Origin of the sequence: Paenibacillus sp. MDMC362, assembly GCF_003269305.1 — a bacterium.
Classification (GTDB): domain Bacteria; phylum Bacillota; class Bacilli; order Paenibacillales; family Paenibacillaceae; genus Paenibacillus_AQ.
Genome location: NZ_QLYT01000038.1, coordinates 25797 through 38503, shown reverse-complemented (window position 1 = coordinate 38503; position 12707 = coordinate 25797). Strand labels below are relative to the sequence as shown.

The following is a 12707-nucleotide window of genomic DNA, read 5'->3' as shown; positions in this document are numbered from 1 at the left end:
TGCCTCCTTTCTAGTCCTTCATCCCTGAAGTGGCCATCGTCTGCATGACACTGCTCTGGGAGATGATAAAGAGCGTAATGGGAACGATCATCAGGAGCAGTGCAACAGCCGCGCCGACGCCGGCTCTTGCGATTCCGCCCTCCGTGATCTGTCCGAGCGCGAAGTGTAACGTCTTCAGATGCTCGCTGTAAATGAAGCTGCCCCCATCGCTGCCCCAAAGCGCCGGAAATTGTAAAATCATCAGCGTCAGCCAGGCAGGCTTCACGTTCGGCATCACAATGGACCAGTAAATCCGATATTCGCTGGCCCCGTCGATTTTGGCTGCCTCAAGCAGGGCATCGGGAATCTGCTCCATGAATTGCTTCATCAGAAACAGCCCGAGCGGAAATGCCAAGGAAGGCACGATGATGGAGGCATGCGTATTGATCCAACCCAGCCAAGACATGACCATATAGTTGGGAATCGCCGTAACATGGGGCGAAAACATCAAGGCGAGCACCACAATGGAAAACAGCGCCCTTGAGCCGGGAAACCGATATTTGGCCAGCGGATAGGCTGCTGCAGACGCCAGCAGGATATGTCCGGCCGTGCCAATGATGGTGATCAACAGCGTGTTTGCGAAATAACGCGATAAGGGCACCCACGAATTCCCCATTAACACCATCAAATCCAGGAAATTATCCATCGTTGGATTGTTCACGAAGAACCGCGGAGGGAATATGAACAATTCGTCCAGCGGCTTGAATGCGTTGTTCACCGCGTAAATCAAGGGCAACGCCATGAAGGCTCCGAACAAGGCGAGCAGCGCAAACAGCAAAATGCTAACGGGCAAAGAACGGTTCAGCGTTCTCGGCAGCCGGAAATATCGAATCATTTTCGCAGCCAACGTTACTCACCTATCTTTCTCAACATTTTTTGCGTTAATTTGTTGGTCCCGACCATCAGCAAGAACAGGAACGTCGCAATGGCCGAGGCGTAGCCGAGTTCGAAGCGGATCGTGCCGAAGTCCATCAGATGGGTAACAATGGTGTGCGCCGCATAGTTAACGCTCGGAAACCCGGCGAGCGCGATGGAGATATCCGCGACGGCAAATGCGGTTGTAATCTGCATGACGGCCCCGAACATCAGCTGCGGCCTCATGGACGGCAGCGTAATATACCAGAGCTCCTGCCAGCGATTTTTGATGCCGTCCATCGCCCCGGCTTCGATCAACGACTTGTCGATCGTTTGCAGGCCGGCGATAAACGCCAAGAAACTGGTGCCCAGGCTGAGCCAAAGCTGTACGATAATCACGATCCATAGAATATAGTTTTCATTCAGGAGCCATTGAATCGGTTCCAGGATAAAGCCTGCCTTCATCAGAAACCCGTTTAAATACCCGTAGCTGTCACCGGAGAAGATGATGAGCCAAATGAAATAAACGTTGCCCGATATCGAAGGCGCATAAAAGACCAACGTCATGAACGCCCGCACTTTTGGCGACAATTCATTAATGATCCATGCGAATACAAAACAGGCGATATAACTGACGGGACCCGTAATGACGGCGAACATCAGCGTATTTTTCAAGGCGATCATAAAGATATCATCATTCAGAAACAGCCTCGAATAATTTTGCCAACCGACGAACCTCGGAAATTCCAGCATGTTGAAATAGAAGAAGCTTAGTGCAAAGGAAAAAACCACCGGAATGACCGTAAACAGAAAGAAAATAATCATATACGGACTCATCAGCAAATAATAGTGCTTGCTGCGCTTCAACTCTTTTGTGAAAGAGACCCAACGGCTGTTCTTCTGCACAATCGCTTTGGGGCTCTTTACGGTTTGAATTACTGGTTCTCCTTGCATTGACTACCGCACCTCCCCTGTTAATATGGCAAATTGAACTCCTTCCGCTTGATCTCGATTTCATCGTTAATGTACAAAATATAATCGGATAAGGCTTCGCGCGGATTTTCGCTGGCATTTACCACTTTCCTGAAAGCATTGTCCAAATGTCGGCCCGTGAAATATCCTCCGGGCACCTGCGGAATGCCTCGTACCCATCGCCACTGGTTATCCAAATTCCGATAATCCTTCACCGGCCATGGCAGCTCCTCCAGCGCTTCGATGTTGGCCGTCGGATAGCGGGCAGCCTCTCCCATCAAGCCTTCCATCTCTCGGCCATACGCAATTTGCGTCTCCTTGTCGGTCCACCACTTCAGAAATTCCCAAGCGGCCGCTTTGCTCTTCGAATTTTGAAGCAGCATGACGGCGGTCGTATGGCTGGCAACTTCGTGGTTCACGGTGCCGTCCTCGCGTTCAGTCCCCGGCACAATCGTGAAATCCCACAGCCCCTTAATCTCAGGGGCCATGACCGTCAGCATGTTGTACGTCGTGTAATCCGCAATCCCGATCGGCATTTCCCCGGTCCGGAAACGGTTCGGGAAATCCGCTTGCAGCGGGAACTTGTAGCTGGTATAGAACTGCGTCCACTTCTTAAAGGCCTCCATGGAGATGTCCGAGTCGAGTGCACTCTTCGTATCGTTATCGCGGTAAAACTGCCCGCCGTTCTGGTACAGCAGCATGGCGAACGTCGCATTCGGAACCAGGCTTGCGTTGGTGGCTTCCAGCGGCAAATAAAATTGCATGTTGTGCTTCTGAAGCACGGAAATCATGTCATAGATTTCTTGCCAGATCGCTGGCGGCTTCAAGCCGAGTTCCTCCAAAATATCCTTGCGATAGAACAACATCGGGAAGGTCTGCTGTTCAGGCAAGGCGTACACCCCGCCGTTATATTTGTAAGGCTCCAGCCCGCTGTCGCGGAATCGGGTGACCACCTCTTCGAAATCATCGAATTTTGTTAAATCGGCCGCAGCGCCCCTCATCGCGTAGTTGACCGGCACGTCCTCGCCGATTTGCATGGCGACATCCGGACCTTCACCGGCAAGCGTGGCTGGCAGAAGGATGTTTCCCGGAACAAGCCGGAGATGCACCGGAATACCCGACTCAGGCGTAAACGTGTCGTCGATCAATGCTTTCAGTACTTGCGCCTGATCGCGTCCGGTCGTTATCCACACGGTAATGGCATCATCTTCATCGCCGGCGTTCCCGATGGTGTCATAATCTTCCGTATACGAAGCTGCGTAAGCGCCTAACTCATGGCCCGCGACCTCGAAAAACGACGCGTCCGGTTTGGGCAGCTTGCGATCCGGCGAGTGAACGATCAGATAATCGAGCGAGATGGGCTGCTCTTTAATCTGCAGCATCCAGGTTCCGAGACCGCCCACGTTCACCTTATACGTATCCAAGCGCTTGGCGACGGTTTCAGGATTTTCGGCGAGCTCGTTCAGCTGGTGCACCATTGAATGCAGAACGGCTACCTTGTCGCTTCGCTCGCCTGTCGCTTCTTCCAGGTAATCGGCCACGCTTTGAATGATTTCGGCCTGTTCGGTGAACACCTCCACCATATCCGGAATCCGCTTCTCCAATTGATAATCCCGGAACGGATCCGGCGTATTGGAGGTGATCATTAATATTTTGCGGTACATTTCGTTCAGTTCCAGCACGCTGGATTCAATCGTCTGCAAGAGCGGCGCGATCTCGCCGAGAGACACCATCATTCGGATCCGATGCGTCCCTTCGGTGAAATGGAATAAATAAGGTTCTTCCTCGCCCAACACGTTCATTTGCCAATCGCGGTCATAATGAAAGCGGATTCGTTTCATTTCCTCAAAGGGAAACTCCCCGTCGATCATAAGGCTTCGTGTGGCAAATACGCCCCGGAGCTGGTCCTGCTTTTGCTTCAAGGCGATTTGGTACAAACCGTCTTCTTCCACCTGGAACTCCCATTCGATCCATTGCCCCGGCAGCTTCCAGTTAACGCCTCCAATCGTGTTGATTCTGATTTTGGAAACGTCGTACGGCTCAACGGTCGGGCTGGATCTGTCGGATGTAGGATACAAGGTCGGCGATGATTTCCGCTTGGCATCCTCCGCCTGGATCAGAATGTACTGATCCCGGGTCGGTTCCAAGCCCTCGGACTCATATTCATTCGCCAGCTCCTCGTATGTTTTCAAAGCATGATCCTGGTACAGCTCGATATAATCAATCGCCATCGGCTCCCGCAAGGACGTTAGCGTAAGCTTCTGCTTTCCCTTGTCTAAATAAAAGGAATACGGCTCATCATAGTAGCCGTACCGATCGGAGAGCGGCGCAAGCTGCCAGGAAGGCTGCTCGATCTGCCTTGGCCGCAGATCGTTTCCGCGGTTATCCTGCCTGATTTCCTCGTCCCGGTTTCCCCATACTCTGTCGAATAGCACGATATCCGCTCCCTTGAAAGGCACCTTGTCATTGATAGAGAACTGCCTTTCAATCGCCGAACTCTTCCCTTCAATCGGATAATATCGGATCCGGACATGGTATAAGCCCGGTTCTTCTACGTTTACGTCCCATGAGATAGAGCCAACCTCTGGCGTGATCACGGATTTTCCTTCGGAGCCGTGTAATTTCTCCGCAATCTCGAATCCCTCCCCAGAGATTGATACAAAGGACTCGCCTTCGATGCGGACGATGCGGTCCGGGCGGCTCGCCGATGCATGAGCGTCTAAATACTGGCTGTACCCGTCCTGCCCTTCCGTTTCTATGACCGCTTCAAAGTCGGAGGTCGCTTGAACGAAGCCTTGGTTTGTCGATTTCGAAGGGTAGAAGGCCCATAGAGACAAAAAAAATAGGACGATGACAAGTATGGCGCTACCGAAACGCTTCTTCCTGGTGTTCAATTTCTCTCCCTCCCATACGGTTAATCCATCCAATGACAGTCCCTGCCGCAGCAATGCGCTGCGCAGGGACGATCGGTTCGTCGGCTAATGTTCAAGATTACTGACCATATACTTCGTCGATAGCCGCTTGGAACGTTGACTTGTACTTCTCAACAACGGTGGAAACGGATATCCCCTCATTCAGCTCGCCGACGAAATCGTAGTACTTCAAATTCGGGAATGTATTGTGGTCAAGAATAATCATGTTTGGCGCCACCATTTTGGCGTTATTCAAGTCGTCTTCGCTCGAGAATAACGTTTCGTACGAGGCTTGGTCCGGATAGTCGTACACGGAATCAATGTCGTTGATTTTCTCCCAGATATAAAGCAGCTGTTCCGGATTTTCGACTGCTTTTGGAATGGTAAGCGCCTGGAAGAGTGCTTCGGCAGAATGGTACTCTGTTGCATTCGGCCCTTTTGGAAAAGGTACGAAACCGATGTCGTAATCCGGCATATCCGTCTCCATGCCGCTCATCTCATGGAGGGCACCGGCGTACATTAATGTATTGCCTTGACGGAAAAATTGACCTGGCTCCGTCCAATCGCCGCCCTCGGTCGGTCTTGCTATTTTCTCGGTAGCAATACGGGAAATGAAATGAAGTGCATCCAGTGTTGCAGGATCATCGAGATTTTGCTTATCTTCTTTGGTCAGACCTGTATTGTTGGAATACAATGCATGATCCATAAGCGAGGAGTTTGCTAGCCCCCAAGTGTCCAGCTTGCCATCGTTGTTCGTATCTTTGTTGGCTTCTTTAGTCACTTGTACGAATGTTTCCCAATTCCAGTTATCTTCGTTCACGTACTCTTGAAGCGGCTTTAAGCCAAGCTGGTTCATAAGTGTACGATTGTAAAAGATGCCTTGAACCAGATTTGCTTGATTTTCTGTGAATCCGTACCCCTTGCCTTCATACGTGTAGTATTCTTTCGTAACCTTTTGGTTAAAGGCGACGGGATTTTTGGTGTATTCGTCAATCGGCCAGAGCAGATCCTGTTTAACCAAGGTAGGCACCGTATAGGTTTTGCCAAGGCGAACGATATCACCGATCGGCTCGCCGGCGAGCAGGGAAGCGGTAACTTTCTCTTGGTACTCGCCGTAGTCAATGGGCACGTACTCCACTTTAAAATTATGCTTTTGCATCAGGTCTTCAAGGTTCTTCTTGCGCTGGATATTGTCCGGGGTATCCTCCGGAATCGTCATATCCCACCAAGAAACGACCTTAATCGTCTTACCGCCTAAATCAAAATCCATTTCCGGCGTTCTGTAGACTTCCTCTTCCTCCTCGCCGTTGTTCCCCGTCTCGCCCGGTTCCTTCGACGTACCGTTGTCGGCGCCGCTATTCGTCTCCGATTCCACGGTTTCTTGGGTGCCGCTGCTCGGGTTGCCCGAGCCACCGCTGCAGGCTGCAAGCAGCAGAACCAATCCTAATAACAGAACCAATAATTTGCGAACACGCATCTTTAATCCCCCTCAACGTTTGATGTTTGGTCCAGATTCATCCAAAGTTTAGCGCTTACATTTCCATGCAACAACCTGGGGAAATCGAGATATTCTACCCCTGAAACGCTAGAAGGCCGCCTCCTGCAACGACTTGTCCGCCGATCTTTTTCAACCCAAGCTTTGCAAGAAGTAAAGAACGGTTAGCAATGCAAAGAAAAGCACATTGTGGAAAAGGGGCTCCGGATAACATAATGTAAGCGTAAACATTTTTATTGATATTCTGCTTATCGCAATATACGGGGAGGGAGTCATCATGTCTAAGTTACTGTATATCAATCTGGGCTGCTGCTCCGATGACATGCTTCGCCTGCAGGATTGGGGCAAATACGGGATGATCATGGAAATCTGCGAAGATGATTCTGAGACAACGCTGCATCGGATTGAGGAGAATGGCTATTCACTGACGGTTATCAACATGAACGGCAGCCCCAAGAAAGGGCTGGAGCTGTGCGGTCGGATCCGGAGGATAAGCCGTTTGCCCATCATTGTTGTCGAGGATACCATGGAATTTGCCTTCATCCGCAAAGCGCTGCAGCTGCAGGTAAGCGATTACGTACCGAGCACGTTGCCGGCTGAGGAACTGGTGAAGAGCGTAGCTGCTGTTAACGCGAACCAACGCCGCACTGAGGATGACGTAATTCACAGAGTCAAGGAATATGTGGGGAAAAAGCTTCACGAAAATATTACGCTCAAAGACATTTCAAGCAAATTCCATTTCAACCGCTCCTATCTTGGCCAAAAGTTCAAAAACCATGAAAATATGAGCTTTAACGAATATTTGTTCAATCAGCGCATGGAAAGAGCGAAAATGCTGCTGGAACAAACGGATCTGAAGATTTACGAAATTGCGAATGAGGTGGGCTATACCGAAATCGACTGGTTTTATAAGCGATTTAAATCCTATACCGGCGTAAGCGCCAACGAATATCGTAAGATGGTCGCCTCCTAATATGCCAGGCCAATGCAAATAAGTCCTTGGGTTATCCAAGGACTGCTGCCTGACCTACGCCTGGTCGCTGCACTTATTGCGCTCCATCCCGGCTTAGCCTGACGGTTCGGTATTCCTGCGGCGTCAGGCCGGTCCATTTTTTAAAAAAACGGGTAAACGATTGCGGCATTTCGTATCCGATCAAACCACCGACTTCGGCAATCTTCAGTTCTTCCTTCTTCAGAAGCTCCTTCGCTTTGCGGAGTCTGAGCTCGTCCATATAATCCGATAGATTGACGCCCCTTTCCTGCTTGAACAGCCTTGATAAATAAGATGGATTGAAATGAAATTCATCCGCCAGCCTGACAAGGGACAGATTTTCGCTTAGGTTTTGTTCAATGAATGAACTAATTTTTTCAATGACGCCGGCAGCCCTCTTCTGTTCTCCGCTTTTCCGGAGGGAAAACAAAACGTCGGCAATGCCTTTCAAATAACCGAAGGCTTCCCTCCATGAACGATAGTCTTCCAGCTTCATCAGGCCGAACGAACCGATCTCACGGATTTCCCACCGATTGATGTAAGACAGAAGCACAAGCGAAACCGTAAAGCAAAGCTCCGTCATATTGGGGTCTCCCCGCTCGAGTTCATAAGCTGCCGGTTCGGTCAAGTCATCGAACAGCCCCATGAACTCCTCTCTTCTGCCGGCTTCCAAATGGACGGCCAGCGCCTCGAATTTATCGCGCAAGGACCTGTTTAGGTTCGAAGCGGACGGCGCGGATTCCTCGCTTGGAAACACCTTCTGGACCATCCGCGTTCCGTCACCGGTCCGATCATGCTGGTACCGTCTCATTTTATCGTATATGGAAGGCAGTCCTTCCCAGGCGAATGCCTCACCGCATAGTGTCACGGCAACCGACGCGTCAAGCGATTCCAGGCAGGATTGCTGAATCAGCTCGAACGTCCCCTCCAGAAACATGACCGTCTGTGCGAAAGCGTCCGTCCATTCCGATTTGCTCCACCGCTTGGGCTGGATGAGCCAGATCAGATCCCCGTATCGATCGATGAATCCGATGCTGCTCGTCCGCTCTGCCAAGAAAGCCTCTGCCAGAAACTTAACCGCAAGCGCCGTCTCCCGACGGTCGACATACGTGGGGGATCTCCCCGCGGACCCGCCAGACGTTACGCTGCCCAGCCCGATCAGAATTGGCATGGACGCATCCAGCGGAATTTGCAGGCGCCTGAAGTCTTCATCCAATTCCCGTTCGAAAAGCACGTCGTGGAATAACAAATTTCGAAAATAGTCCCCGTGGGCAAGCGTCTCCAGCGTATCCAGCTGCTCTTTCGACCGCCGGATCAGATCATTCGCCCGCAGCTTCTCTTCCAATTCCTTGAGCGCTCGCTCGACGGCCGCGATCAATTTCGGATAGCCTTCGTTTTTGAGTACGTATTGCACGTCCGGCGCTTGAATCGCTTGATAGACATAATTGAAGTCATTATGCCCTGTCAGGAATACGATTTTGCACTGCGGCCAATTGAGACGTATCGTTTCCATCAGCTCCAGGCCGTCCATGCCTGGCATGCAGATGTCGGATAGTACGACATCGACCCGCGTCCGGTTCAACAGTTCCAGTGCCTCTTGCCCCGAATAGGCTTTATAGATATCCAGGTCAAGGTTCAATTTTCCGAAAATATCCGCCAGCCCATCGGTGATAATTTCTTCGTCGTCAACGATCAACATTCTATACACTTGACGGTTCACCTCCATTGCCAAGAAGAATCGTTACGGAAAGCCCCCCAAGCTCGCTACGTTCTGTCCGTAATCCGGCATCCTCCCCGAATGTGATGCGGATCCGGCGATGAATGTTCACCATCCCTGTCGTTTCAGCCTGGTCCTGTTCCTTATACAAGGACTTCCGGATCTGTTCCAGCGCCACGTCCGTCAACCGGTCTCCGTTATCCTCCACGATGACGCGAGCCTGGCCGTCCGCCCTTTCGAATCGCACCACAATCAAACCATTCTTCGTCTTCTTTTCCAAACTGTGCTTGAACGCGTTTTCAATGATCGGTTGAACGATCAACCGCGGTACGGGAAGCGGCCGCAGCTCATCCGGCAGCGGATCAAAGCGAACCTGAATCCTTCTCGAAAACCGTAACTCCTGAATTTCCGCATACATTCTCGCATGATGAACTTCCTGTTCCAATGCAACCAAATCCGATCCATTCCTTGTCACGAATTCGAAATACGCCCCGAGCAGCGTCGTAAACTGTTCGATCCGTTCCGTATCTCCCGTCTTGGCCATCGTATTCAGGATAAAAAAGCTGTTATATAAAAAGTGCGGGTTGATTTGCGATTGCAGCTGCTTCAGCTCCGCCCGCTGCGTCATGATTTTCTGCTTGTAGACTTGATCGATCAACGAGCGCAGATTGTCCACCATCTGGTTAAACCTGCCGTATAAGTACCGAAACTCGTCCTTGGATTCATGGGCGATATGGATGCTCAGATCCCCGTGCTCGATCCTTCTGAAGCCTTTAACTAAAGCCAGCATAGGTTTGTGGATGAACTTATAGGTAGACAGCGCAAAAACGCCAAATATCCCCAGCGCGGCTGCGGCAAATCCCCATGCCCATTTGTAGAACTTGCTCAGCGGCTTCTGTACGACCTTCTCGGGAATGAAACGATAGATCGACAGCGCTAGCTCCGGCGAGTGCGCCTGCACGGCATAGTACCGGTTCCCATTTACGGTCAGCCGCGAAGGAGTGTCCTCCAGAAGCTGCGGGAGTTCCCGCAGGAAAAGGGGGAGGCTAACGTTAGCCAGCTCCCCTGTCCCGTTCGCGACGGCAACCTTGGCGCTGTCCGACAGGAGCAGCGTTCCGCTGCCGGGGTACGTATTGAATTGGGCGAGCGCTTCCTGAAGCCGCTGCTCGTCCAGCTCGATCTCGACCGTGAACAGCGGCTCTGCCCCTTTGATTCCCCGCTGTTTCATGGCGCCAAGGAACAAGCCTCCGTCCCATTCAATGAGCTGAGAGCCGCTGCCAAAGACGGAACGGATTTCCCGGAAGCGTTCGGTCCTGAATTCACGCACCCCATCGCCGGCTGAAATCGTGCGGCCGATCGCCGCGATATGAACACTGACATCCTTGATATACATGCTGCTGTTCTGAACGGTATACAGCCGCTTGATCAACGAATTCATGTTCTCGGTACGGGCGATCGTCGCCATCGTCTCCCAGGTCAGGACCAGTTCATTCAGGTTATCATCCTCCAGCAGGCTGTACTGCAGCATTTTCATGCGTTCGATTTCGTTTTCCAGATCGGTCAGGTAGAATTCGGATTGCGCGGCTGCCGTCTTGGTAATGTCGGAGCTGGCCGTTTGCACGTTCCAATGGTAAAGATACACGGCAAATAACAGAATCGGCACCATAATGAGCAGAAACGTCACGATCAACCGGAGAAATATCGTATTGCGCAGCGAAAAGTCCAGTCGGAACATCAATGGCATTGCCCCCAGCATTTTTTATTCGATTATAGCCTACATTTCGTTAGGGCAGCCAGACTTATGTCGGGCAACATCGACTTGCGCTGTGTCCTTAGCCTTAGCCCTTCACGCTTCCGAGTACGATGCCCTTTACGAAATATTTCTGCAAGAACGGGTACGCCAAAATAATCGGAAGCGAGCCGAGAAAGATCTGCGACGATTTCAGCGTCCGATCGGAGATCAGCGCCAGATTCAGCATATCGTCCCTCGACATATTCGACAGGTTTTGCTGGATTACGATCGTTTGAATATAGCTTTGCAGCGGATAATTGGACGGGTCTCCCATCAGCAGCAGTCCGTCGAACCAGCTGTTCCAGTGCTCAACCATGGAAAACAAAGCAAGCGTGGCAAGCGCAGGCTTGGATATCGGGACAAAAATCGACCACATGGTCCGCCAGTGGCTTGCTCCGTCGATGAGCGCCGCTTCTTCAAGCTCCTTCGGAATTTCCCTGAAAAAATTAAGCAGCAGAACGACGCTGAACACGGGAACCGCGCTCGGCAAAATCAATGCCCATATCGTATCCAGCATGCCGTATTCTTTTATCGTTGAATACCAAGGAATCAGGCCGCCATTAAACAGCATCGTGATGAAAAAGATCCAAGCGTACGCGCTCCGAAGCCGAAAAGAACGTGTCTCTTTCGATAACGGGTAGGCAATCAACACGGTCAGCAGCAAATTAAGCGGAGTCCCCAAGCCGATCCGGGTGAGCGACACCAGCATCGAATCCCAAAACTCGTGACGGCTTGCCGTATACATGTAGGAAGCCAGCGTCACGTCGACAGGCCACAGCTTCACATATCCCGCCGAAGCTGCCGCGCTGGAGCTAAAGGAAACCGCAATGATATGAATCAAAGGAAGAACGCAAATCAGCGAGATCAAAATCAAGAAAATGGCATTGATCAGGGAAAACCATTCAAACCGCCTTTTTTGCCGGATACGGCCCCCTTCAGCCGAAGATGGCACCAATCGTTGCTGCATCGTTTCCCCCCCTTAAAATATCCTGTATTTCGCAAACCGATAAGCCAAAAAGTAGGAGCCCGATATCAGCGTGAGCGATATGACCGATTTAAAAAATCCGACCGCCGTCGCCACCCCGTACTGGGCATCAAGCAAACCGATCCGATAAACGAACGTATCCAGAATGTCTCCGCTTTCGTACACTTGCGGGCTGTATAAATTAAACACCTGATCGAAGCCGGCATTCAGCAGCTGTCCCAGGCTTAACACCGACAACAGGACGATTACCATGCGCATGCCCGGAATCGTGATATGCCATATTTTCCGCCAGCGGTTCGCCCCGTCGATCGTTGCCGCCTCGTATAACCCCGGATCGATCCCCGTAATCGCGGCCAAGTACACGATCGTGCCGTACCCGAAGTTTTTCCACACGTCGGAAGCAATGAGCGTGAACGGAAACCATTCGTTATCGCCCAGGAAAAAGATCTTGGGGATGCCAAGCAGGCCGAGAAACCCGTTGACGATGCCTCCCGACGGGGAAAGGATATCGATCAGGATGCCGCCAAGCACGACCCAGGACAGGAAATAAGGCAAGTAAATGGCCGTTTGGACCGATCGCTTGATCACATTGTTTTTGAGTTCGTTCAACAGGACGGCGAATACGATTGGAACGATGAGCCCCAGAATGAGCTTGAAGCTCGAAATAAACAGCGTATTCCACAAAACCTGCGTAAAATTCGGCAGGCTCATCACATACTCGAAATTGTCCCAGCCGACCCATTGCTGATCGCCGAAGAGGCCTTTGGCAGGGATAAACCTCTGAAATGCGATCGTGATGCCGGCCATCGGAATGTACGAAAATAAAACGATCAAAATCAATCCCGGCAATATCATCACATGGAGCGGCAGCTCTCTTCGCCATTTCGCTTTCATTCGTGAACCTCCAATTCGTAGGTAACAGATTCGGAGGGAGTAACGACAAGGTTCT

9 protein-coding genes are annotated in these 12707 nt (G+C 51.2%); 1 reads left to right on the top strand and 8 read right to left on the bottom strand.

All coding sequences use genetic code 11. From position 1 onward, the window contains the following. Nucleotides 1-10: 10 nt before the first annotated feature. The 4 genes from DP091_RS19235 to DP091_RS19220 all read right to left on the bottom strand — a co-directional run bounded on the left by DP091_RS19235 (nucleotide 11) and on the right by DP091_RS19220 (nucleotide 6255). Nucleotides 11-874 carry a carbohydrate ABC transporter permease gene (locus DP091_RS19235; RefSeq protein ID WP_181469880.1) on the bottom strand — a complete coding sequence of 288 codons (864 nt, stop codon included), beginning with the start codon at nucleotides 872-874 and terminating at the stop codon, nucleotides 11-13. A gap of 14 nt (nucleotides 875-888) precedes the next feature. Then, a complete protein-coding gene (locus DP091_RS19230) occupies nucleotides 889-1848 on the bottom strand; it encodes a carbohydrate ABC transporter permease (protein WP_113059812.1) in 960 nt (319 codons plus the stop codon). A gap of 20 nt (nucleotides 1849-1868) precedes the next feature. Further along, on the bottom strand, nucleotides 1869-4760 hold the full coding sequence (locus DP091_RS19225; RefSeq protein ID WP_113059811.1) for an extracellular solute-binding protein: 2892 nt from the start codon (nucleotides 4758-4760) through the stop codon (nucleotides 1869-1871). Between the two features lie 97 nt (nucleotides 4761-4857). Continuing rightward, complete coding sequence (locus DP091_RS19220; RefSeq protein ID WP_113059810.1) at nucleotides 4858-6255, bottom strand: ABC transporter substrate-binding protein; 1398 nt, start codon at nucleotides 6253-6255, stop codon at nucleotides 4858-4860. Between the two features lie 295 nt (nucleotides 6256-6550). Here DP091_RS19220 and DP091_RS19215 point away from each other — a divergent pair, with 295 nt between their 5' ends. Next, nucleotides 6551-7246, top strand: a complete 696-nt coding sequence (locus DP091_RS19215) for a helix-turn-helix domain-containing protein (protein ID WP_113059809.1) — start codon at nucleotides 6551-6553, stop codon at nucleotides 7244-7246. A 73-nt stretch (nucleotides 7247-7319) separates the two neighbouring features. Here DP091_RS19215 and DP091_RS19210 read toward each other — a convergent pair whose 3' ends face one another. The 4 genes from DP091_RS19210 to DP091_RS19195 form a co-directional block, all read right to left on the bottom strand. After that, nucleotides 7320-8963, bottom strand: a complete 1644-nt coding sequence (locus DP091_RS19210; protein ID WP_258394631.1) for a response regulator transcription factor — start codon at nucleotides 8961-8963, stop codon at nucleotides 7320-7322. Nucleotide 8964: 1 nt separating this feature from the next. Continuing rightward, nucleotides 8965-10716: a sensor histidine kinase gene (locus DP091_RS19205; protein WP_113059807.1), complete on the bottom strand. Its 1752-nt coding sequence runs from the start codon at nucleotides 10714-10716 to the stop codon at nucleotides 8965-8967. Between the two features lie 103 nt (nucleotides 10717-10819). After that, nucleotides 10820-11740 carry a carbohydrate ABC transporter permease gene (locus DP091_RS19200; RefSeq protein ID WP_007130200.1) on the bottom strand — a complete coding sequence of 307 codons (921 nt, stop codon included), beginning with the start codon at nucleotides 11738-11740 and terminating at the stop codon, nucleotides 10820-10822. 12 nt (nucleotides 11741-11752) lie between these two features. Beyond that, entirely contained in the window at nucleotides 11753-12652 is a 900-nt protein-coding gene (locus DP091_RS19195) for an ABC transporter permease (RefSeq protein ID WP_028404878.1), read from the bottom strand. Between the last annotated feature and the right edge of the window lie 55 nt (nucleotides 12653-12707).